Genomic DNA, 21860 nt, shown 5'->3' on the forward strand with positions numbered 1-21860 from the left:
ATATAAGTTATTTATATTTTATTTGATAAGTGTTGTGCTAACTCTTTTATATCGTTTGTTCTTACTAAATTCTCAATCCATTTTTGCGGAATATTCTCGATTCCATAATAAATTCCTGCCAATCCTCCTGCAATTGCACCAGTTGTATCGGTATCTTGTCCCAAATTGACTGCTTTTAAAACAGTTTCTTCATAAGAATTCGAATTTAGAAAACACCAGATGCTCGCTTCTAAACTATGAAGCACATAACCCGAAGAATGAATTTCGTTTTCATTGTATTTTGAAATATCATTTTTCAAAATTCTATCAAATAATCCGATTTCAACAGGATTAAAACTTTTATCTTCCAGAAATTTAGAAAGAACAAGTTGGGTATTTTTATAAGCTTCGAATTTATCTTTATCTTTTAAAATTTCCAAACAATAAACCATGTAAATAAAACAAGAAAATACAGATCTAAAATGCGCGTGTGTTATTGATGAAACTTCTTTTACTTTTTGATAAATAACTTCAATATTGTTTTCTTTTTGAAGATAAAAAGCCAATGGCAAAATACGCATTAAGGAACCATTTCCGTTATCGCTTTCAGAAAATCCTCCGCATAAATCGGGCTGATGTCCTTTTGCAATATTTAAAATTGCATTTCTGGTTGCTATTCCAATATCAAAAACTTGTCTGTGTGGTGTCCACAATTCTGCACTATACCATTTCACAAAGTTTCTTGCAATATCATTCAAATCATAGTCCGAACATAAACTCTCCGCCAAACAAAAAGCTAGTGAACTGTCATCACTCCAAGTTCCAATTGGCTGATGATGTGTTCCAAAACCAAACATTTCTGTAACTGGATTTTGTTTTAAATAAGCTCGAGATTGAAATTCAACCGGAACTCCCAGAGCATCGCCAACAGCCAGGCCAAATAAACCAGATTCTATTGTATTTTTCATTTTATTTATTTCTTCCTTTCTCGTTAGGATACAAGGTTTGTACGACATCACTCTGCCAAAATTCTTTTGATTCTATATCAATACAGGAAAGTTTTCCATAAAAACCTGCTCCTGTATCAATATTCCAAACATTACAACCTTGCATTGGGATTTCTACATTGTAATGAAGGGTTGGCGTATGGCCTATGTAGATTTCATTAAAAAGCAATAATCTTTTTGGATATAAAATCGAATCTTTTTTGATTCGATTGTCCATTGTCAGTGCCATTTCCCATAATGTTCTGTCCCAAGAAAAATTGGTTTGGTAATGTTCTTTCTCTGGTCCATGCATAGACGAGAATCCAGCGTGAATGAAAAGATTGTTGTTTTCATCTATGAAATAATCTTTCATCTGATTAAAGAATTCCTGATGTTGCTGCTTTTCTGAAAGACCAAAATTCTGATAACTTTCTATTGTCGATTTTCCTCCATGAAGAAACCAGATATCATTTATAACATCGTTCATTAACCATTCTTGACACCAAGCATCGTGATTTCCTTTTATAAAAATACATTCGTGCTTTTTGGATAAATCCATCAGAAAATCAATAACCTGTGCCGATTCACTCCAGCCATCTACATAATCTCCTAAAAAAATCAATCTGTCATTTTCAGATATCGAGACTCTTTCCAGTAATTGAAACAAAGCGTTTAATCCTCCGTGAATATCTCCAAAAACTAGTGTTCTTTTCATTAATTAAATACTGTCTTTACTTTTATACATAATATCACTTCTTAAAACATATTTTATTCCCGAAATCAAAGATGCTCCTTCATGACGCTGTTTATGTTCAAAAATAAGAGCTGATCCTGTTTTGGGTTCAATAATTTCACCCGAAGCAAATTTTGTTTCTCCACCTTCATAACCATCATTCAGATAAATAAGAAATGTATAATAGCTAGATTCAGATTCATTGCGTTTATAACTTCCGTCGATATGCATTTTAAAACGCTGACTTGGATTATACTTATAAAACCTAAACATTTCATTTAATCCAATAGCTGTACTGTTTCCTACTTCTGGTCTAACATATGGTTCCAGTTTCTGCCATAACAAAGAGGCATATTCATCATCCTGATACATGATACGCTCGTTATTGCGTACCATTTTCATCATTTTTTGTGCGCCATCAACATTTACTTCAGCTTCTTCAAAGCCAATTTGTTCGCTTCTCTCTATTAGCTCATTACACTCCTCAACAGTAAGAAAATTATCGATCGTGTAAATTTCCTTTTCTTCATTAATAATATTCAGCATGATTATGTATTTAGGAATTACTAAAATTGTTTCTTGAAAAGTCTGATCTCTAAAGCAATCTTTATATTATGATGCAAACTCAATGTACTTCGCCGGAACCTCATCGGTCAACCAAACATTATTTTCGGATAAATAAAATTTGAATCCGTCTCGATGCATCGCGCCGCTTCTAACGGTTAAAATTTGTGGCACTCCTCTTCGGCTTCCTACTTTTGTTGCCGTTTCTTTGTCTTTGCTTAAATGTACGTGTTGACGACTCATTTTTTTCAAACCTTCTGCACGAATGTTTTCCATAAACTTCCCAACCGTTCCGTGGTACAAATATTCCAAAGGTTCTGTTTCTGCCAGATCTAATTCAACCGAAATTGAATGCCCCTGACTTGCACGAATTTTGGTTTTATCTTCATTGTAAGCAAAACGTTTTTTATCGTTATTTTCTACAACGTAATCTAAAAGTTCTGCGTCCATGCGTTGTCCTTTTTTATTACATTTTGTAATTAATTCTTCAACATCTGCCCAACCGTTTTCATCTAATTTTAATCCGATTTTTTCTGGCGAATGTCTAAGCACCAGACTTAAAAACTTGCTGACGCTTTTTGCTATATTTTCATTCATTACCTATGATATGTTCCTACGGAACATCTTTTTTTTTATAATTTCTAATTATTTTAATTCATCCCTAACTTCCATCAAAGCAAAACCTAAAAGATTCAATCCTTTCCAAGCTTCTGGTTTTAGGACATCTTTGTGATCTTCTGCCATTCCGATTCCCCAAATTGGATCAACTGGACTTGCTTCTACTATAACGCGTTCTTTCGTATTTAGTAAGAACGTTTTCAAATCGACATTTTGGCTGAATTTGTGAAAGTTTCCTTGTTTTACAATTTCGTATCGATTTTCTAGCCAAATCGTATCTACATAATTTTTAACTTCTCTACCCAACTTTTTAGCTTCGGCAGGAGAATCAGCTTCAAGGATTTTTTCTAAAATTTCTTGATCGTTAAATAATTCTGCTTTCTTGGCCATCATCCAATGTTCTGCAGTTTTATAAGTTACTTTATCTACTTTAAAAGAACTCAACCACCATTGGCTGAAACAGGTTTTGAGAATTTTTCCGTCTTTACTCGGTTGATGACCCCAGAAAAATACAAACTTACTTTCTGGAGCTATGGTATCTATATTATATTTCATTTTTTCTATTTTATTGAAACAAAGAAGTAATGTTTTTAAAATCTTTTGAATCGGGTGAAAATGATCCATAAATTTCATTGAACGTTATTGTGAGACTTTCAAACTCATAATCCTGCTCCAACTGATCCATACAGGTTACAACCAAATTTCGTTTTGCCATTGGGCTGTAAGCGGCATCGAGTTTTAGAGCATAATTCAGAAGTTCGTAATTCAACTTTCCAAAACGTAAATGTTTTTGGTATTCGTTAAAAACACAAGTTTCTTCTTCGTTATTTTTTAATTTAATTTCTCCTTCATTAGCCATCCAGCCGTGTCCGTGGCGGGTTGAATAACTTCGGGTTACGTAATAAATGGCTACATCTTCAATCTTTAGTTTATTACAAATTTCAATTGCATTTTTTGAAGTGGTATTGGCATAGGTTACATTCGGAAAAACACCGTGATCCATATCAAGCAGAATTCCTTGACTGCCTTCAAAAATGAGATTTTCGTATTTTGAAAGAAACGTATAATCAACAATATTCCATTTTAATTTATCGATTGCTCCCAGATATTGATTGACTTCTTCGTCGATTTCGCTTTCGTTTAAAAAACCATAGTAATAGGCGATTTGGTTTAGTTTTTCTAAAAGCATTTCTCGAGGTGCAATCAAATCTATAGCAAATAATTTATACGGCCCTTCATTTCTTTTCATGGTTGAACCAATGCCTTTTCCGCAAGTTCCGTGGTCAATATTCCTAGCATTTCCTCTGTTGTGCCAGACATCAAACGGAGTGGTGACTTTTGCTAAAGGATGAATGTACAAATCCAGATTAGCCTCTTTTTCTTTCAATTCTTCTCTTTCGTTGTATAAAAAAAGTGGATGAATCGTACAGTGTTCGCTGTAATAAGACGGAAGACCGCGAAGTGCTCCACTTGCAAAACTCGAATGCACGTGTTTTCTATTGCCAATCATGACGGTATGAGCGGCCTGCTGTCCTCCCGAAAACCGAATAACTATTGATTCAGGATTTTGTTTCGCCAGAAAATCTGTGGTTATGCCTTTTCCTTCATCGCCAAATCCTAAACCTATAACTATTTTCGCTGTTTTCATTTTGTTGTTATTGATTTAAACACATAGAGACATAGATTTTTGGAAACTTTAAAAGGCGTTTCACTTATTTCAATTCACATAGTTGCTATGTGTTAGAAACTAGTTTCTTTTTTCAATCTCTCAAATTCAAAAAAAGAAATCTATGATTCTATGTGTTTAAAATATTTAAAGCATTTCTATAGCATCCAAACTGCTATCACTTGCATCAGAAACGGGTATCGTTCCTAAGCCAGAACTTTTATGTTTATCGCAGATGATCTTTTTAATTACGTTTGGAATTTCTCTGTGATCTTCTATAGACAAACAGTTTTGCCCCAGTAATTCTTTCCATTCTACATCGGCATTGATGGCTTGTCCTGAATGCAATACACTAATGTGATAGACATCGTATTTTTTTTGCGCTTCTGCTAGTAATTCAAGATGCGTATAAGTGTGTTGTCCCTGACCCATAATTTCTTTAATTGCTGAAGCTGGAAGTGTTTTTAAACCTGGCTCATCACCAACAGTAAACAACAATCCTTTTTGCCCTCTTTTTTCAAAAGCATCGGTTTTGGTGTGAAAAGCTGCAAAATACCATGCTAAAAGATAACTTTCACCAGCATTTCCTCCGCCTCCACCTTCAATGTAGGTTCTTGTTAACCACATGTCCAATTCTTCATCGCCAGATTCAAACTGTCCAACTTGAAGCGGATATCTGTCGCATTCGTGATCGCCAATTCCTAAGAATAAAAGCGCTGGATCTGGAACGCCACCCTGAATAATTCCTCCCATTAATTTCGGAAGTCCTTCTTTTATCAATTCATGTGGAATATGTCCCATACTTCCTGTAACGTCCAATCCTAAAATAATCGGAACTGTATTGGGATGCACATCTGAATCTCTTGCTTCTCTAAAAATCACTCCGTTTGGGTTCATCGATTCATGAGCCATTCGTAATGCATTCTGTGTAAAAATCTCGCTAGCTGATTTACTAGCATAACCTACTTTTTTTGCTCTGTCTTCACGAGCACCGAAATCATATCTTGTACCTCCCATGACTAATATTTTTTACCAAATAAATATTCAAATCTCTTTTTTGTAACCTCAAACTGGATGTTTAAATTTCTAATCGTCAACGAAAGCTCCATGTCTTTCTGAACAAAGGCTTCTGGCTGAAAATCGGCAAAAGTCAAACTGTTTTTATCCAATGGACTAATATCGATCAGTCCTTCTTGTTCTCTTTCGAGTCTTTTGATTTTTAATTCGATATCTTCGACTCTTCTTCTGTATATTAATTCTGAATCCTCACCAATTACTTTGGCTCTGTCTTCTCTTATCTGATCATTGTTTCTTTTTAAAGATTCAATAAATCTTGGTTTTAAATCGTCGCTCATAATATTTTGGTTGTTTTTACTTCAGGTTTAAAGTTTCAGGTTGTATGCTGGGCCTGAAATTTGGTTTTAAACTTGAAAAAGTTAATAGTATTTTTTTTTTCATGCTTCACACTCGCAACAACAACTTGAAACGTGAAACTTCTAATCTCAATGAAACTTTTCTTTCAATTTAAGATCTAAACTGATTAGAAAATCTTTTCCGTATGTGCCGTTTTCTAATTCATCATATAAAAACTTTGGCAGTGTTTTTTCGCAATTCTCTTTCTGACTCAAAATCGCCATGCACAAAGCTGCAACGGTATCTGTATCTCCACCATAATCGATTCCTCTTTTTAAACAATCCTGCATAGAATCTGCTTCAGATACCATTTTGATAACAGCTTGAGTTGTAAAATACCCGTGCATGTCAATTGGCGATGTTACTTTGTATACTTCTTTTTCTTTTAAAGTATCATTTACAAAATCTATCAAAGAGCTTTTGTCTCCCAATTTATATTTGTAAAAATGGACTGCTAAAGCTATTCTTTTAGCACAGCTAATTCCTTCTGCAGTAAAATGAGATGTTTTCGCTTGAATTTCACAAAAATCCAATAACTGATTAACATCTTTTATAAGTCCAATTGAGTAAGCTCGCATGGCCGATCCATTTCCGCTGCTTCTATTATCGATAATTTTTAGAAAATCAGTTCCGTTTTTACTAGCGTCTAATGCGTTATAAACTCTATCTGAATAGCCTCTTCTTTTATCTCTATGAAAAACTTCAACAAACTTATCGGCAACTTTAACTTCATTCCAATTGTCATCTTCCAATAAAAGTTCTGTTATTGCAATGGCCATTTGTGTATCGTCAGTATATCTTTTATAGATTTCTGTATACAGACCATGTTTATGATATTGCGTTAAATGATTATTTTTAATGATATAATCTAACTCCTGAAATTCAAATCCTGCTCCGTAAGCGTCTCCTATTGCTGCTTCTAGTATCATTTTTTACGATTCAAAAGTTAAATTAATTGATCTAATCCAATCACTTGAACGCTTTCGCCTTCAAAATCTTTAAAAGAATTGGTTGTAAAAATGCCATCAAAGCAGTTTAAAACTTCAAAACCTTTATTGAAAATTCCGTGGCTTACTGCTAAGTACAGTTTTCCTGCGTTTTTCTTTTTTAGTTCTTCGGCTAATCCTACAAAAGTCCCTCCTCCGTCGCAGATATCATCTACAATTAAGCAATCCATTCCTTGCAAATCCTCATTGTAAACTTTAAAACCAGATAATTTCCCCGTTTTTACATCGCGGCTTTTACTGCATTCTACAACCTCAACACCACCTAAAAATTCAGATACTTTGTAGATTTTTTTCAAAGCGCCACCGTCTGGAGAAATCAGTTTTACGTTTTCGCCAATTCTATTCAAAACTTCTTTAATAAAAGTGTAATTCGGAATTACGGTACTATTATTCAACAAAGCTGGAGTTACTTCTGAATGCGCATCAAAAACAAAAACTTTGTTCAATTGCATTGCATTAATAATATCGGCGTATACTTTTACAGATAATGGCTCGCCAGGAATCATAACACGATCTTGTCTCGCAGCTGGGAAATACGGAATAAAAAGATCAATGATTTTAACATCCATTCTTCTTAGCGCATCAACTGTAACACACAACAAACCTAAATCGTTGAATGAATTCAATCGGTGTGTAATGGTAACTTTTCTATTTGGATCAAAATCTGGAGCGATTTTGATGTGTGGTTCTCCTCCTGAGAAAGTAAAACTTTGAAATTTGATTTCTTCCTGATTTTGAAATGGAGCGAATTTTGGGTCGAGATTTAGTATCATAGTTTTTTAGTTTGCGTTAATTATACGCAAATGTAGAATTTAATTTTAAATAAACAATTTATTTTGTGTAAAAATTACGCAAACTTTATTTCGAAGTGAAAGCCTTTATCAATTAACTCATTGTATTTAAACTTATTGAACTTAAATAATTTTGCTGGTCTTCCGCTTCTTATTGGAGAAAAATTATCGGTTTCTTCTAAAAAACCATAGCTCAGTATTTTTTTTCTGAAGTTTCGGCGATCTATTTCTTTTTCTAAAATCGTGCAATAAAGATTTTCGAGGTCTGAGAATAAGAATTCCTCCGGAAGTAAATCGAAACCAATTGGTTCGTAAGTTAGTTTGGCTTTTAATCTTTCTATTCCTTTCTTTAAAATCAAATTATGATCGAAAGCCAAAGACGGAATTTCATCAATTTTAAACCATTGTACTCTTTCTGCATCTGTATCTGCTTTAATTTCTAAGTTGGAAGCATCAACCAAAGCGTAATAAGCCACCGAAATAACACGGTTTCTAGAATCTCTGTAAATATCATCGCCAAAAGTGTACAACTGTTCCATAAACGTTAATTGCACATTGGTTTCTTCATGCAATTCACGAATAACGGCATCGCTCAAAGATTCGTCGTTCTGCACTAAACCACCTGGTAGTGCCCAATATTTATCTGAAGAACCAAACTTTTGTTCAATTAATAAAACATATAAACCATTGTTTTTATAACCAAAAACAATCGCATCAACCGCAATTCTAATATTTTGTAACTTTTCCATATTCATAAATCATATCAAACAAATATAACGAATGAGAGTCAACTTTATAATCTATGCTCTTGCATTAAACTATAAAATTGACTCTCATCAATATCTCTTAACTTTTCTTAGTTAACTGTAACAGTTCTTTTAGGTATAGAAGTACATTCTGCATCATCTTTTTTAACCGTAACTTCAGCCTTAGCTTCATATATACCTGCAGCCGCATAAGTATGTGTTACCGCCGTACCAGTTCCTGTAGATCCGTCACCAAATGTCCATTTTACAGAAACCAAAGTTCCTGTTCCTGTATACTCAGATGAGTAATTCATCAACTTCGGATTAGTAGCATCAGTTGAATTATGTATTTTAACAAAAATTGATTCCGCTAAACAATCTACTATCACTTCGTCGTCATGTTTACTGCACGAATTACTTATAAGTACAGCTGCAGTTAGGATTAACACTGTTGCAATCTTTTTCATTTTTGAAAATTTTAGTGGTTTACTTATCAAAATTAAACTTTTAAAACACACGAACACAGGATTGAAATCACAATCGATTTCCAAAAAACAGCTTTAATTCTTTCTCAATAATATCAAAAAATGACTTTACATTATTATTTTTTGGCACCAACAAATACACAAATTCTTCTGGAACATGAAAGCTATTCCAAACTAACTGCAATTTATTCTCCTTAATATAATTTCTGGCATTACAATTCCAAGTTGCTGCGATTCCTTCATTTTTAGCCAAAAGCCTTAGCATTTCTGATTCTGAAGGTATAATGTAATTTGGAACCATCGACGGTCTCTTTTTATTGAAAGCATGCAACCAGAATAATTTTATATGCGGAATTCTAGCATCGTGACTGTACCATTTTTGGGCATTGAGCCATTGCTCTATCTCAGTAAAATTATCTGATTTTAATTTCTGACGGAACTCTGTTATATCCAAACTTGTTGGAGCAACTAAAATCAGTTTGATTTTTCCAACAATTTCATAAGTGGTATCAAAAGTGTCAAATCTTTTTGTTGTAATGGCAAAGTCAAGTTTTTTAGCGTCTACTAAAGCAAAAAGTTCGTCGTTTTCTGCAAAAGTAAAATCGATTAAATCAAACTTTGAAATTAAAAGATTACCAACACAGTCAAAAAGATGTTTAGAGATTCCAACAGAAATTAATCGATTAGCATCTTCTGCTTTAGCCCGGAAACTAGTTTCGACACTTTCAAGCCTGTCAAGAGCGTCTATAATCAAATTATTCAGTAACTTAGCATATTCGGTTGGTTCAACTCCTTTCGATTTCCGATTAAACAATTTATTCCCCACATGTGCTTCAAGCATTGAAATCTGCTGACTAACGGCAGGCTGACTCATAAATAATTCCTTCGCAGCCACTGAAAAATTACCGTTTTTGTAAACTGCTTTAAAAGTTCTGTACCATTCTAGATTTACCATGATATAAATTTAATAATAACAAACATAGTTTATTTTATTTTTACTGATATCACTTTCGCCGTAAATTTGTTCAAAATTTAATATTTATGAAGAAAATAGCACTATTCGCAATAACTGCATTTACAGCTGTAAGCATTTCTGCTGAAGCTCAAAAATCAAATAAGAAAAATATGAAAAAGGTATTATTTGTTGTAACCAGCAATGATAAACTGGGCAATACAGGAGAAAAAACAGGATTCTGGTCTGAAGAATTTGCTGCTCCTTACTACGAATTATTAGATCAAGGTGTTGAAATTACAATTGCGTCTCCACTTGGAGGACAACCGCCAATTGATCCAAAAAGTGCCGATCCTGCTTCGGCAACTGAAGACACCAAACGTTTTGATGCTGATAAAGTTTTACAAGAAAAATTAAAAAACACGTTGAAACTTTCTACAGTTAACCAAAAAGATTACGACGCTGTATTTTATCCAGGAGGTCACGGTCCGCTTTGGGATTTAGTTGAAGATAGAAGTTCAATTGCTTTAATCGAATCTTTTTACACGCACAATAAACCAGTCGCATTTGTATGTCACGCGCCTGCTGTTTTGAAAAATGTAAAAGTAAAAGGTGAATATCTAGTAAAAGGCAAAAAAGTAACCGGATTTACCAATGAAGAGGAACAAGCAGTTGGATTGACAAAAGTAGTTCCGTTTTTATTAGAAGATGCTTTATCATCCAACGGAGCGATTTTTTCTAAAGGTCCAAACTGGCAACCATATGTAGTTGCAGACGGACTTTTAATAACCGGACAAAACCCAGCTTCGTCTAAATTGGTAGCTGCAAAATTGTTACAAGAGTTAAAATAAAGGGTCTAAGGGGCTGAGGCTCTAAGATTCTAAGGTTTTCTTTAGAAATCTAAAAACTCAATCTCTTATTCACTAAATGGGAAAATAAAAATTAATAAATCACAATGTTAAGTTTCTGAGAATTTATGTTCTAAAGCAAAAAACTTAGAAACTCAGAAACCTAACATCTTAGAAACTCTAAAAAAAATGCTCAACTTTGAATTATACAATCCGACGAATTTAGTTTTCGGAAAAGGACAAATTGAAAAACTTTCTACTTTAGTTCCAAAAGGTGCAAAAGTGCTTTTGGCCTATGGCGGTGGAAGTATTTTTAAAAACGGAATTTACGATCAAGTAATCAACAACCTTAAAGGTTTTGAAATTGTAGAATTTGGCGGAATTGAACCAAATCCGAGATTTGAAACTTTGATGAAAGCTGTTGATGTGATCAAAGCAGAAAAAATCGATTTTATTTTGGCTGTTGGTGGCGGATCTGTAATTGATGGCGTGAAGTTTATTTCAGGCGCAGTTAATTTTGAAGGAAATCCGATTGACATTCTTCAAAAAAGAATTTTAATTAAAGAAAATGCAATGCCATTTGGAACAGTTTTAACGCTACCGGCAACAGGAAGCGAAATGAATTCTGGATATGTGGTAACAATTGAAGCAACTCAAGAAAAATTATCTTCTGGCGGAAGTGCTTTATTTCCTCAATTTTCAATCTGTGATCCTACAGTAATTTCGTCTTTACCGAAAAGACAAATTGAAAATGGTGTTGTAGATGCGTACACGCACGTTATGGAACAATATTTAACGTATCCAACTGATGCATTTCTTCAGGATAGAATTGCAGAAGGTGTTCTTCAGACTTTAATTGAAGTTGGTCCTGGAATCGTAGAAAACCCAACTGATTATACTTTGGCTTCTAATTTTATGTGGAGCTGTACAATGGCTTTAAACGGATTAATTCAGAAAGGTGTTCCAAGTGATTGGGCAACGCACATGATTGGTCACGAATTGACAGCGCTTTACGAAATTGATCATGCTAGAACTTTGGCGATAATTGGCCCAAGTTTGTACCATGTAATGTTTGAAACTAAAAAAGCAAAACTGGCACAATACGGAAGAAGAATCTTCAACCTAACTGGCTCTGACGAAGAAGTTGCAAAAGAAGCCATCAACAAAACAGTTGAATTTTTCCATACAATGGGAATGGACACTAAACTTTCTCAATATACAGAAGACTATTCTAAAACTGCCGATTTTATCGTAAATCGTTTTGAAGAAAGAGGCTGGAAAGGCTTAGGAGAAAATCAATTAGTAACTTTAGATAAAGTAAAATCTATTGTTGAACTTAGTTATTAAAGGATAAATTCCAAATTTTTAAAATTCCAAATTCCAATCTTAGTATATTGGAATTTGGAATTTTTTTATTGGAATTTCATTAAAAAAGGCGTTCTTAACAAGTTTAGGAACGCCTTTTCAAAATACTAAAACAAAACTAACTAACTCAATTTTTTTTAAATTCATTAAAATTCTAATTTATAATTTGTTATAACGTAAGTCAGATAGTTTTATTGTTTAGACATTTAAAAAAAATATTTTATTCTTAAACTTCTTGAAAGTCATTGCAATTAAAGCTTGTTTTCAAAATTTCTTAAAACAGATTTTGCTTTATTAGCACATTATTAAGTACTTTTGTTTTAAATTATTAAAATAATGAGCGAAAACTTAAAATTTGCAGTGATTGGTGGAGGAAGCTGGGCAACGGCAATTGCAAAAATGTTATGTGTAAATCTTTCTGAAATTTCGTGGTACATGCGCAATGATGCTGCTATTGAGCATATCGAGAAATTCAAGCACAATCCGAACTACTTAAGTTCTGTTGAATTTGATACCAAAAAACTCAAATTAACAAACAATATAAATGAAGCGATAGAATATGCAGATTACATTATTTTTGCAATTCCTTCTGCGTTCTTAGATGCCGAGTTAAAAAACATGACGGTTTCTTTATCAGATAAAATCATTTTTTCTGCTATTAAAGGAATTGTTCCTGAAACGAGTTTAATTGTCGGCGAACATTTCCACATTCAGTACGACATTCCATATTACAATATTGGAGTTATTACAGGACCTTGCCACGCTGAGGAAGTTGCCTTAGAAAGACTTTCGTACTTGACAATTGCTTGCGGCGATCCCGATAAAGCTAAAATTGTAGCCAAAACACTTTCTGGAAATTATATTAAAGCCAAAATTTCAGACGACATCATCGGAACTGAATATGCGGCAATGCTTAAAAACATTTACTCCATTGCTGCCGGAATTGCTCATGGTTTAGGTTATGGCGACAACTTCCAATCGGTTCTTATGAGTAATGCAATTCGCGAAATGAAGAAATTCATTAGAAAAGTACACCGTATGAAACGTAACATTAACGATTCTGCTTATCTAGGCGATTTGTTGGTTACAGGATATTCTGTTTTCTCTAGAAATAGAATGTTCGGAAATATGATCGGAAAAGGCTATACCGTAAAAAGTGCCATGATGGAAATGAGCATGGTTGCCGAAGGTTATTACGCAACAAAAAGTGCCTATAAACTAAATCAAGGTTACGGTGCTAAAACGCCAATTATAGATGCCGTTTACGCTGTTTTATACGAAGGAAAAGACGCTAAAACGGTTTTCAGGAAATTGACTGAGTCTTTGGATTAGTCTTTTTTAGAGGATAGAAAATAGAATAAAGAAAATAGATTTCTACTTTAAGAATAAAAAAAGAGTCAAGACTAATTTAAATTTCGTCTTGACTCTTTTCATTTATCTATTTTTCCAAAGTCTCTTTTCTATACTCTTTATTCTTTATTCTCTACTTCACCATAACTCCTTCAACAAACAAAATCGGCACTTCTTCTGTATTGTTTTCGTCAAGCGAATTGGCTTTAAAAATGAATTTCTTATCGTACAAAGTATTTCCGATGAAGAAAGTTACCATGAACTCGTTATTAAGCACTAAAAGGCTTTTTTCAACCAATTCTATCTTCACAACAGAAACCGAAGGAACCTCAACAAAAGCGTGACGCAAGATTGATGTTTTTTTCATTTCGCCATCAATAGTTCCAAATGCCTTTGAAACTACCATAACGCTGTCTAAGTTAAAATCACTGTCATTAACTAAGTAAGCGTACCACACTTTTTCCATAAAATCGTCGCTCCATTCCTGCACCGCTGCAAGAAATACGTTTTCGACTTCTGGGATTATTATATCTTTTTTCATTTTTTTAGCGAATAGTAAAAAGTAAATAGTGATTAGAAAGAAAGCTCTTTACTAATCACTATTTACTATATAACTTTTTTAAATACTTGATTTAAACTGCTCTAAGAAACGAACATCGTTTTCATAGAACATACGGATATCGCCAATTTGGTATAAAAGCATTGCAATACGCTCTACTCCCATTCCGAAAGCAAATCCGTTGTATTCATCTGGATTAATATCACAGTTTTTCAAAACGTTTGGATCTACCATTCCGCAACCTCCAATTTCTAACCAACCCGTTCCTTTTGTAATTCTGTAATCAGTTTCTGTTTTTAATCCCCAATAGATATCAATCTCAGCACTTGGTTCTGTAAATGGGAAATAAGATGGACGAAGACGAATTTTAGATTTTCCGAACATTTCTTTTGTGAAATAAAGTAACGTTTGTTTCAAATCGGCAAAAGACACATCTTTGTCAATGTATAATCCTTCCACTTGATGGAAAATACAGTGCGAACGAGAAGAAATCGCTTCATTACGGAAAACACGTCCCGGAGAAATTGTACGAATTGGCGGTTTATGATTTTCCATATAACGCACCTGAACAGATGATGTATGCGTACGCAATAAAACATCTGGATTGGTTTGAATGAAAAACGTATCCTGCATATCACGCGCCGGATGGTATTCTGGCAAGTTCAATGCTGTAAAGTTATGCCAGTCGTCTTCAATTTCTGGCCCTTCAGAAACGTTGAATCCGATATTAGCAAAAATATCTATAATCTGATTTTTAACGATAGAAATCGGATGGCGAGAACCAATAATTACAGGTTCTGCCGCACGTGTTAAATCTCCAAAAATTCCTTTAGACTCTTCTTTGCTTTCAAGCTCTTCCTGAATAACTCTTACTTTTTCTTCAGCAACCGCTTTTAAAGTATTGATTACCTGCCCAAAATCCTTTTTCTGGTCATTTGGTATATTTTTAAATTCAGTAAAAAGTTCTTTCAGCAAACCTTTACTTCCTAAATATTTAATACGGAATTGTTCTAACGATTCTTTATTTTTCTCATTAAAGGCTTTAGCTTCCTCTATATGTTGTTTTATCTTATCTATCATTTTCCTTCGATAATTGAGAGTACAAATTTAGTGTTTTTAGTTGAAAGTGTGCGGTCACTGTCGCAGTTTTAGGTTTTCCGTAAATTATTTTATCAGATTTAACTTTTCTTCAACTTGTTTAATCTTTCCATGCCAATAATCTAAACCTTCTTGATTGGTTACTATTTCCTTTTTGTAATTAGAAGAAATACTGCTGAGTTTATGCCAGTTTTTATTTAAATCCCGTTCTCGTTCTTGTTTATTTGTTGGTTCAATTCTACTGCGCCAAAACCCCATATTTTCAAGATATCTTTTTTTTATCCCTTCAAAATACTCCACTAATTTTTCTTTTGAATTCGGAATATAGCCCGGCCCACTACAACCGCAGGAGTGAAACGTAATGCCTACAGAAAATAAACTTTTAATATGTTCCCACTTTTTAACATCGTCTTTCTTAGGCGATTCAAAATCTAGTCCCATATTGGCCATAAATTCACCGCATTGCGGACATTTGGCTTCAAAAACCGATGTTTCTCCTTTTTTCACATCAACCATCAATCTTCTTTTAAAGGTCTTTCGACAATTAAAACAAGCATAATGAGGCTTATAAGATGTCATTGCGTATCTGCACATTTTTTTAGTGGTCAGTGGTCAGGTTTTTAGTGGTCAATATTCCGTTTACAGCGCTGAACACTAAGCAACTGAATACTGAACACTAAAAAAAATCTATTCAATAAGTTTTCTTTCCAAAAAATAACTTACAATCGCTTCTTTCATTAAAACCGATTGTTCACCGGCTTTTAACGGCGGCAGATTTTCTTTTACTTTATAATGAGGCCAGCCTTCTTCATCGAAATATTCGAATTCATAAAATCCGTATGGTTCTAGCAATCGGCAGATTGCAATGTGCATCAAATTCAGTTTTTCGTCTTTTTTGTATTCGCGGTGCACTTTTCCGTATTCTTGAACTCCGATTAGGTAAATTATGGCATCCAAATCTAAATCTTCGCCTTGCGAAAATTGATTGGAAAGTATATCAACGAGCTTTTCCCAGCGCTCTTTTAATTGTGTATCTCTAGACATTATATGATTTTAGATTGTTGATTTTAGATATTAGATTGCTCAAAAATTCAATTCTGAAGGGGGCAGAATTACAATCTGTACTCTAAATTTGATTTGCAAAGATACAGAGTTCGAACGCAATGTGCCTAAAAAAATTAAACACATAAAATTACATCTGCCATAAACCCCATGAACCTTTGTCTCTCTGCACCTCTGAACCTTAAAAAAACATATCTTTGCGCCTTTATTAAACACCTGTAAAACATGAGTTTTTTTGATATTATTGTAGCCGCGCTTTTAGGATACAGTTTGTACAAAGGCATTAAAAATGGACTTTTTGTAGAAGTTGCCTCTTTCATTTCTTTGCTGTTAGGAATTTATCTTGCGATTAAATTTTCTTCGTTAATGACGGGAATGATTTCAAAACACGTTTCTTGGAATCCGACCAATATTCAAATTACGGCTTTTATCCTGACTTTTATCTTAGTTGTAATTGGCGTTTATTTTTTAGCCAAAATCTTAACTGGAATTGCCGATCTTGCCATGTTAGGCTGGATGAACAAACTCGGAGGCGGATTCTTTAGGGTTTTAAAAACCATTCTGATCTTAAGTATTTTTATTGCTTTGTTCGAAAAGATAAATTTCAATAATACATTCGCTAAAAAGGAAACTTTAGATAGTTATATTTTTTATAATCCAGTGAAGAAAGTTGCTGCTTTTGTTTATCCGTCGATTGAAAAATGGTACGAGACTTTTAAAAAAGAACATACTCAAAAAGATGAAGAAAAAGAAACTTCTGAATCTGAAAAAAAATAAATTCAAATATAAAAAAGCTTCGGAGAAGCGAAATATTTATAGAAAAAAACAAGCGTTCAAGATATAAAAGAGCTCCAGCGGAGCGACATATTTGGATTTTAAATAATTTATATGTCGCTCCGCTGGAGCTCTTTTTGGTTTGATTATTAAATTTCTATAAATATTTCGCTTCTCCGAAGCTTTTCTAAAACTTGATTTCTATACTTTCTCCTTTTTTCAAAACAATTTCTTGTTTTTTATCGCCGAAAATCAAAGTTGTTTTTCCTCCATTTTTAGAGGAAATAATCACTTTTTCAGGTTTTTTATCATTCCAAGTCATTTCAATTTCAAATCCGCCTCTTGCGCAAATCCCTTTTACAGAACCTTCTGACCAAGCGTCTGGTAAAGCAGGCAATAATCTAATTTCATTTTCATTTGACTGCACCAACATTTCGGCAACGGCAGCTGCTCCTCCAAAATTACCATCAATTTGAAATGGCGGATGCGCATCGAATAAATTCGGATACGTTCCTCCTCCTCTTCTTGGTTTTTCTGTTTTTTTCCCGTCGGGGTCAACATATCGAAGTAATTCACGATACATTTTATAGGCACGATTCCCGTCCCAAAGTCTTGCCCAGAGATTAATTCGCCAGCCTTTTGACCAGCCTGTGGTTTCATCACCTTTTATTTCCAAAGTTTTCTTAGAAGCTTCAGCCAAATCAGGCGTTTTTAACGGTGTAATATGATCGCCAGGGAAAAGTCCGAATAAGTGCGATTGATGACGATGTTTCGGTTCATTATCATCCCAATCAAAATACCATTCCTGAAGATTTCCTTTTTTTCCAATTTGATACGGATGCAATTTTGAAAGTGCTGTCTCTAGTTTTTTTCTGAAATCAGCATCCATATTCAGCACTTTCGAAGCTTTTATGGTTTTATCAAAACATTCGCGAATCATGGCTAAATCGGCAGTTCCTCCGTACAATGTCGCACCTACAAAACCATCTGCCAGTTTATATTGATTTTCTGGCGAAGTCGAAGGCGATGTAATTAAATTTCCATTTTTATCAGTAACCATCCAACCTAAACAAAATTCGGCTGCGCCTTTCATCAAAGGATAACCTTCTTTTTTCAAATAAGCTACATCTTGGGTAAAAGTATAATGTTCCCAAATGTGTGTACTCAGCCACGCCTGCGCCATTGGCCAGCACGCCCACATCGGATCTTCTTTTCCAAACTGTCCAACGGGATTAGTCATTGCCCAAATATCTGAATTATGCGCTGCAGCCCAACCTTTATCTACACCATAAAAAGTTTTGGCTGTAACTTTTCCTGTTACCGAAAGATTTTTAATGAAACTCAAAAGTGACGAATGCATTTCGGATAGATTGGTGTTTTCTGCCAGCCAGTAATTTTCTTCCAAATTGATATTCATCGTATAATTACTGCTCCAAGGCGGACTCAAATGCGGATTCCAAAGTCCTTGCAAATTGGCTGGAACGCCCAAAGTTCTAGATGAACTGATTAATAAATAACGTCCGAAATTGAAATAGAGAATTTCTAGATTTTTATCTTCTTTTCCCTCAGCATAACGCAATAAACGTTCGTCGGTCGGCAAATCTGGAGCACCTGTTTTTCCTAAATCTAAATCGACACGATTGAAGAATTTTTGATAATCGGCAATGTGAGATTCCTTTAGTTTATCGAATGGTTTTGCGTAGGCATTGTTCAGATTTTGCAAGGCGATCGATACCTCGTCTAATCCTTCTGATGCTGGATTTTTGTCAAAACCGTTAAAGCTTGTTGCCACAGAAACATAAATAATTGCTTCGGTTGCATCTGTTAGCGTTAAAGATTCTCGAGAACTTGTAACTTTTCCGTCTGTTTTTTTGATTTGGACCAAACCTGTAAATCGTGTTCCTCTTTCTTTTAAGCTCAAATATTTTGGAGAAACATTGTACCCTGCGTTTTCATGAATTGGCGCAGAACCTTTTAGAACCAAAATATTGTTTCTCACTTCAACATTTGATTTTAAAAGGCTTTTTAGATTGATATCAAAGTTTAAAGCTCCTTTTTGATCGGCTGTCAGTTTGATAATCATAACTTTATCTGGAGCCGATACGAAATATTCTCGCGTATATTTGATACCCGCCATTTCGTAACTAACTTTAGAAATAGCATTTGAAAGATCCAGTTCACGATGATAATTTACTGCCTTCCCTTTTTCGGAATTATTGATTTCTAATGTTCCTAAAGGCGCATACGATTCGGAATTTTTTCCCTCGACTTTTTTATTCAGTTCTTCGGCCAGTTTGTAGTTTTCGTTTTTTAATGCTTCTCGAATTGCGGGAATATTTTTGTAAGCTTCCGGACTCATATTGGCATTTACAGGTTCGCCTGACCAAAGCGTAATGTCATTCAAATAAATTTTGTCTGAATTGGCGCCTCCAAAAACCGTTGCTCCCATTTTTCCGTTTCCTAAAACCAAGCTTTCTTCAAAGAATTCTGCGGGTTGTTTGTACCATAAAACATTCTTGGATTGCGCCGAAATGTTTGTGTAGCAAGACGTGAGAAGTAAGATGAAAAATGTTTTTTTTATCATATTGTGTTATCTTATCCTAACAGGTTTTAAAAACCTGTTAGGTATTTATTTTTTATCTAAACTAATAAAAAAATCTAGTCATACCTAACAGGTTTTTAAAACCTGTTAGGATAAAAAACGGTACCAAATCAGATGTTCCTACGGAACATTTTTTGTTATATCCATTTTATTCAACGGATTTCCATTGCCACCGATGAAATTTCTACCGACGAAATGTTCCTAGCGGAACATCTATCGTTACGTATTATTTAGCTCTTTACTAGGGACTAATCACTAAGTACTCAAAAACTATTTACTCACTTTATACTTTTCATTCGCCGTTAGCATTTCCCAATTATCTGTTCTGAATGGCGATGCGGGAAATTTTTCTTTATTGAAAAGATTAATTGCCGTATCATCATCTGCCCAGCCGTAATGAACTGCTACGGGATTCTGAACTTTATCGCTCGAAACAATTATTTTGTTGTCTTTGATTATCGCTTTCGCGGAATGAAAAACTTTGTCTGCACCTGCAATTTCGAATCCTTTTAATTCAACATTATTAGGTGTTGATAATCCGCTGCCGATGTTATCGAAAGTAATGATAATTTCGTTTCCTTTTATTGTTTGAGATTTATACGTTGGCCCGCTGTGAACTTGTTTTTTGTTGTAAAGATTGTTCATTGCGATGGCTGCCAAACGTAATCCGATGTCTTGTTTGTTGGTTGGATGAATGTCTTTTGCATTTCCAATATCGGTTGTAACGGCCATTCCTGTATTTGGCAATTTTAAAGTTTCAGATTGTGCTTCACGAAGTTCTGCCCAACGGCTTCCTTTTTGACTGTTCCCTCCAAATTCGTCAAAAGTGGATAATTGAACGAAGTAAAAAGGGAAATTTCCTTGTTTGAATTTGGTTCTCCAATCGTTGATCAGTAAAGGGAATGATTTTTTGTACTCTGCCGCTCTCCAAACATTCGCTTCTCCTTGATACCATAAAGCACCTTGAATCGCATAAGGAACTAGCGGATTTACCATAGCATTGTACAATAATGACGGATAACTGTTTGGTGAAACTTCGATTTTCACTTTTATGACGTTGAATTTCCAAAGACCTTCTAACGGTACATTTGAATCTTTAAAATCGATTTTTAAATCTTGCGGATCGCCGTAGATTCCGCCGCCGCCGCTGTAATCTGTAATTCTTACGGCGATTACGTTTGTACCCTCTTTTAATACATTTGCCGGAATTTTATAAATCCTTTTTGCGTCCCAAAGATTATTAGTTCCGACTTCAACTCCGTTTACATACGTTTTGTCTTCGTCATCGACTTTTGCTAAATGTAAAACGGCTACTTTTTTGGCTTGTTCTGCTGTTAAAACAATGGTTTTTCTCATCCAGACAATTCCGTCGATATTGCCAATCTGCTGGTTTTCCCAAAGTGAAGGTACTTTTATTTCAGGCCAGTTTTTATCTTGAAAGTTTGGATTTTTAAATTGATCTTCGTTTTCCATCGAAACATCAAAACCTTGTACTTTTTTCAGATTATCTAAAACCGATTTTTTATAGGTTTCAAAAATGGCATTGATATCTACGGTTGGAACATCGGCAATCATCGCTTTAAAATCGGGACTGTTTTCGAAAGCTTCACGGCTTGTCCAAGTTTCAACATTGGTTCCGCCCCAAGAAGTATTGATGATTCCGATTGGGATTTTTAATTCTGAATATAGTTTTCTAGCAAAATAATAGCCAACTGCTGTAAAATTGCCTACATTTTCTTTATTTGCTACTTCCCATTTCCCTTGTTTTAAATCGTCTTTTGGAGTACCACTTAAATCTTGAGCAACACCAAAATGACGAATCATTGGATAATCTGCACTACTGATTTCTTTTTCAGAATTCATCGTTTTGAAAACCTGAAATTCCATGTTTGATTGTCCGCTGCAAATCCAAACTTCGCCAACCAAAACATTTTTGATCGTAATTTTATTTTTTCCAATAATGAGTAATTCGAATGGTCCGCCCGCTTTTTCTGGACTTAAATTTACCGTCCATTTTCCATTTTTATCGGCTGTCGTTTTCTTAATTTGTTTGTTGAAATGAACTTCTACACTTTCATTTGCATCGGCAAAACCCCAAATTGGAATTTGTTTATCTCTTTGAAGTACCATTCCGTCAGAGAATATTAAAGGCATTCTCACATTAGCATTAGCTAAAACACTAATTAACAGAAAAATAAACATTATACTCTTTTTCATTTTTTCTAATTTAAATATTTTTTAAACCATATAAGTGATATAAGA

23 protein-coding genes are annotated in these 21860 nt (G+C 34.3%); 4 read left to right on the forward strand and 19 right to left on the reverse strand.

Features of this window, described 5'->3' with window-relative positions:
* Positions 1–11 precede the first annotated feature (11 nt).
* The 13 genes from BSF41_RS05135 to BSF41_RS05195 all read right to left on the reverse strand — a co-directional run bounded on the left by BSF41_RS05135 (position 12) and on the right by BSF41_RS05195 (position 9943).
* The gene (locus BSF41_RS05135; RefSeq protein ID WP_095928440.1) at positions 12–947 is read right to left on the reverse strand and encodes an ADP-ribosylglycohydrolase family protein; all 936 of its coding nucleotides are present in this window, start codon (positions 945–947) and stop codon (positions 12–14) included.
* Position 948: 1 nt separating this feature from the next.
* Positions 949–1680: a metallophosphoesterase family protein gene (locus BSF41_RS05140; RefSeq protein WP_095928441.1), complete on the reverse strand. Its 732-nt coding sequence runs from the start codon at positions 1678–1680 to the stop codon at positions 949–951.
* Positions 1681–1683: 3 nt separating this feature from the next.
* Positions 1684–2244 (reverse strand): 2OG-Fe(II) oxygenase, encoded by a 561-nt coding sequence (locus BSF41_RS05145; RefSeq protein ID WP_095928442.1) that lies wholly within the window; start codon positions 2242–2244, stop codon positions 1684–1686.
* Positions 2245–2310: 66 nt separating this feature from the next.
* Entirely contained in the window at positions 2311–2859 is a 549-nt protein-coding gene (locus BSF41_RS05150; RefSeq protein ID WP_095928443.1) for an RNA 2'-phosphotransferase, read from the reverse strand.
* A gap of 48 nt (positions 2860–2907) precedes the next feature.
* On the reverse strand, positions 2908–3435 hold the full coding sequence (locus BSF41_RS05155) for an NADAR family protein (protein ID WP_095928518.1): 528 nt from the start codon (positions 3433–3435) through the stop codon (positions 2908–2910).
* Between the two features lie 10 nt (positions 3436–3445).
* On the reverse strand, positions 3446–4528 hold the full coding sequence (locus BSF41_RS05160; RefSeq protein WP_095928444.1) for an adenylosuccinate synthetase: 1083 nt from the start codon (positions 4526–4528) through the stop codon (positions 3446–3448).
* Positions 4529–4693: 165 nt separating this feature from the next.
* Positions 4694–5563 carry a hypothetical protein gene (locus BSF41_RS05165; protein ID WP_095928445.1) on the reverse strand — a complete coding sequence of 290 codons (870 nt, stop codon included), beginning with the start codon at positions 5561–5563 and terminating at the stop codon, positions 4694–4696.
* Between the two features lie 2 nt (positions 5564–5565).
* Entirely contained in the window at positions 5566–5901 is a 336-nt protein-coding gene (locus BSF41_RS05170) for a hypothetical protein (RefSeq protein ID WP_095928446.1), read from the reverse strand.
* Between the two features lie 147 nt (positions 5902–6048).
* Positions 6049–6888 (reverse strand): ADP-ribosylglycohydrolase family protein, encoded by an 840-nt coding sequence (locus BSF41_RS05175; RefSeq protein WP_095928447.1) that lies wholly within the window; start codon positions 6886–6888, stop codon positions 6049–6051.
* Positions 6889–6905: 17 nt separating this feature from the next.
* Positions 6906–7739 (reverse strand): ribose-phosphate diphosphokinase, encoded by an 834-nt coding sequence (gene prs / locus BSF41_RS05180; protein ID WP_095928448.1) that lies wholly within the window; start codon positions 7737–7739, stop codon positions 6906–6908.
* Between the two features lie 74 nt (positions 7740–7813).
* Positions 7814–8506: an NUDIX domain-containing protein gene (locus BSF41_RS05185; RefSeq protein ID WP_095928449.1), complete on the reverse strand. Its 693-nt coding sequence runs from the start codon at positions 8504–8506 to the stop codon at positions 7814–7816.
* Between the two features lie 107 nt (positions 8507–8613).
* Positions 8614–8970, reverse strand: a complete 357-nt coding sequence (locus tag BSF41_RS05190; protein ID WP_095928450.1) for a PKD domain-containing protein — start codon at positions 8968–8970, stop codon at positions 8614–8616.
* Positions 8971–9037: 67 nt separating this feature from the next.
* Positions 9038–9943 carry a LysR family transcriptional regulator gene (locus BSF41_RS05195; RefSeq protein WP_095928451.1) on the reverse strand — a complete coding sequence of 302 codons (906 nt, stop codon included), beginning with the start codon at positions 9941–9943 and terminating at the stop codon, positions 9038–9040.
* Between the two features lie 86 nt (positions 9944–10029).
* Between BSF41_RS05195 and BSF41_RS05200 the strand changes: the two genes are divergently transcribed.
* The 3 genes from BSF41_RS05200 (at position 10030) to BSF41_RS05210 (ending at position 13485) form a co-directional block, all read left to right on the forward strand.
* The gene (locus tag BSF41_RS05200; RefSeq protein ID WP_172426848.1) at positions 10030–10791 is read left to right on the forward strand and encodes a type 1 glutamine amidotransferase domain-containing protein; all 762 of its coding nucleotides are present in this window, start codon (positions 10030–10032) and stop codon (positions 10789–10791) included.
* A 186-nt stretch (positions 10792–10977) separates the two neighbouring features.
* Positions 10978–12135 (forward strand): iron-containing alcohol dehydrogenase, encoded by a 1158-nt coding sequence (locus BSF41_RS05205; RefSeq protein ID WP_095928452.1) that lies wholly within the window; start codon positions 10978–10980, stop codon positions 12133–12135.
* Between the two features lie 354 nt (positions 12136–12489).
* Positions 12490–13485 (forward strand): NAD(P)H-dependent glycerol-3-phosphate dehydrogenase, encoded by a 996-nt coding sequence (locus tag BSF41_RS05210; RefSeq protein ID WP_095928453.1) that lies wholly within the window; start codon positions 12490–12492, stop codon positions 13483–13485.
* Positions 13486–13636: 151 nt separating this feature from the next.
* Here BSF41_RS05210 and BSF41_RS05215 read toward each other — a convergent pair whose 3' ends face one another.
* The 4 genes from BSF41_RS05215 to BSF41_RS05230 all read right to left on the reverse strand — a co-directional run bounded on the left by BSF41_RS05215 (position 13637) and on the right by BSF41_RS05230 (position 16204).
* Positions 13637–14044, reverse strand: a complete 408-nt coding sequence (locus BSF41_RS05215; RefSeq protein ID WP_095928454.1) for a hypothetical protein — start codon at positions 14042–14044, stop codon at positions 13637–13639.
* A 78-nt stretch (positions 14045–14122) separates the two neighbouring features.
* Positions 14123–15142, reverse strand: coding sequence for a phenylalanine--tRNA ligase subunit alpha (locus tag BSF41_RS05220; RefSeq protein WP_095928455.1), 1020 nt, complete (start codon positions 15140–15142; stop codon positions 14123–14125).
* Positions 15143–15226: 84 nt separating this feature from the next.
* The gene (locus BSF41_RS05225) at positions 15227–15739 is read right to left on the reverse strand and encodes a hypothetical protein (protein ID WP_371610880.1); all 513 of its coding nucleotides are present in this window, start codon (positions 15737–15739) and stop codon (positions 15227–15229) included.
* Positions 15740–15847: 108 nt separating this feature from the next.
* Complete coding sequence (locus BSF41_RS05230) at positions 15848–16204, reverse strand: hypothetical protein (protein WP_095928457.1); 357 nt, start codon at positions 16202–16204, stop codon at positions 15848–15850.
* Positions 16205–16447: 243 nt separating this feature from the next.
* Between BSF41_RS05230 and BSF41_RS05235 the strand changes: the two genes are divergently transcribed.
* Positions 16448–16999: a CvpA family protein gene (locus tag BSF41_RS05235; RefSeq protein ID WP_095928458.1), complete on the forward strand. Its 552-nt coding sequence runs from the start codon at positions 16448–16450 to the stop codon at positions 16997–16999.
* Between the two features lie 184 nt (positions 17000–17183).
* Here BSF41_RS05235 and BSF41_RS05240 read toward each other — a convergent pair whose 3' ends face one another.
* Both BSF41_RS05240 and BSF41_RS05245 read right to left on the reverse strand, forming a co-directional pair.
* Entirely contained in the window at positions 17184–19580 is a 2397-nt protein-coding gene (locus BSF41_RS05240) for a glycoside hydrolase N-terminal domain-containing protein (RefSeq protein WP_095928459.1), read from the reverse strand.
* A gap of 288 nt (positions 19581–19868) precedes the next feature.
* Positions 19869–21815 carry a sialate O-acetylesterase gene (locus BSF41_RS05245; RefSeq protein WP_095928460.1) on the reverse strand — a complete coding sequence of 649 codons (1947 nt, stop codon included), beginning with the start codon at positions 21813–21815 and terminating at the stop codon, positions 19869–19871.
* Positions 21816–21860 lie beyond the last annotated feature (45 nt).

It is taken from the genome of Flavobacterium sp. ACN2 (genome assembly GCF_002303885.1).
In the GTDB taxonomy this organism is placed as follows: domain Bacteria; phylum Bacteroidota; class Bacteroidia; order Flavobacteriales; family Flavobacteriaceae; genus Flavobacterium.

What these genes read in the sequence shown, in the direction of transcription:
- BSF41_RS05135 (WP_095928440.1), bottom strand. Translation starts at nt 947, where the DNA reads ATGAAAAATACAATAGAATCTGGTTTATTTGGCCTGGCTGTTGGCGAT.
- BSF41_RS05150 (WP_095928443.1), bottom strand. Translation starts at nt 2,859, where the DNA reads ATGAATGAAAATATAGCAAAAAGCGTCAGCAAGTTTTTAAGTCTGGTG.
- BSF41_RS05220 (WP_095928455.1), bottom strand. Translation starts at nt 15,142, where the DNA reads ATGATAGATAAGATAAAACAACATATAGAGGAAGCTAAAGCCTTTAAT.
- BSF41_RS05170 (WP_095928446.1), bottom strand. Translation starts at nt 5,901, where the DNA reads ATGAGCGACGATTTAAAACCAAGATTTATTGAATCTTTAAAAAGAAAC.
- BSF41_RS05185 (WP_095928449.1), bottom strand. Translation starts at nt 8,506, where the DNA reads ATGGAAAAGTTACAAAATATTAGAATTGCGGTTGATGCGATTGTTTTT.
- BSF41_RS05175 (WP_095928447.1), bottom strand. Translation starts at nt 6,888, where the DNA reads ATGATACTAGAAGCAGCAATAGGAGACGCTTACGGAGCAGGATTTGAA.
- prs (WP_095928448.1), bottom strand. Translation starts at nt 7,739, where the DNA reads ATGATACTAAATCTCGACCCAAAATTCGCTCCATTTCAAAATCAGGAA.
- BSF41_RS05245 (WP_095928460.1), bottom strand. Translation starts at nt 21,815, where the DNA reads ATGAAAAAGAGTATAATGTTTATTTTTCTGTTAATTAGTGTTTTAGCT.
- BSF41_RS05190 (WP_095928450.1), bottom strand. Translation starts at nt 8,970, where the DNA reads ATGAAAAAGATTGCAACAGTGTTAATCCTAACTGCAGCTGTACTTATA.
- BSF41_RS05195 (WP_095928451.1), bottom strand. Translation starts at nt 9,943, where the DNA reads ATGGTAAATCTAGAATGGTACAGAACTTTTAAAGCAGTTTACAAAAAC.
- BSF41_RS05160 (WP_095928444.1), bottom strand. Translation starts at nt 4,528, where the DNA reads ATGAAAACAGCGAAAATAGTTATAGGTTTAGGATTTGGCGATGAAGGA.
- BSF41_RS05240 (WP_095928459.1), bottom strand. Translation starts at nt 19,580, where the DNA reads ATGATAAAAAAAACATTTTTCATCTTACTTCTCACGTCTTGCTACACA.
- BSF41_RS05205 (WP_095928452.1), top strand. Translation starts at nt 10,978, where the DNA reads ATGCTCAACTTTGAATTATACAATCCGACGAATTTAGTTTTCGGAAAA.
- BSF41_RS05225 (WP_371610880.1), bottom strand. Translation starts at nt 15,739, where the DNA reads ATGACATCTTATAAGCCTCATTATGCTTGTTTTAATTGTCGAAAGACC.
- BSF41_RS05210 (WP_095928453.1), top strand. Translation starts at nt 12,490, where the DNA reads ATGAGCGAAAACTTAAAATTTGCAGTGATTGGTGGAGGAAGCTGGGCA.
- BSF41_RS05230 (WP_095928457.1), bottom strand. Translation starts at nt 16,204, where the DNA reads ATGTCTAGAGATACACAATTAAAAGAGCGCTGGGAAAAGCTCGTTGAT.
- BSF41_RS05145 (WP_095928442.1), bottom strand. Translation starts at nt 2,244, where the DNA reads ATGCTGAATATTATTAATGAAGAAAAGGAAATTTACACGATCGATAAT.
- BSF41_RS05155 (WP_095928518.1), bottom strand. Translation starts at nt 3,435, where the DNA reads ATGAAATATAATATAGATACCATAGCTCCAGAAAGTAAGTTTGTATTT.
- BSF41_RS05140 (WP_095928441.1), bottom strand. Translation starts at nt 1,680, where the DNA reads ATGAAAAGAACACTAGTTTTTGGAGATATTCACGGAGGATTAAACGCT.
- BSF41_RS05200 (WP_172426848.1), top strand. Translation starts at nt 10,030, where the DNA reads ATGAAGAAAATAGCACTATTCGCAATAACTGCATTTACAGCTGTAAGC.
- BSF41_RS05165 (WP_095928445.1), bottom strand. Translation starts at nt 5,563, where the DNA reads ATGGGAGGTACAAGATATGATTTCGGTGCTCGTGAAGACAGAGCAAAA.
- BSF41_RS05215 (WP_095928454.1), bottom strand. Translation starts at nt 14,044, where the DNA reads ATGAAAAAAGATATAATAATCCCAGAAGTCGAAAACGTATTTCTTGCA.
- BSF41_RS05235 (WP_095928458.1), top strand. Translation starts at nt 16,448, where the DNA reads ATGAGTTTTTTTGATATTATTGTAGCCGCGCTTTTAGGATACAGTTTG.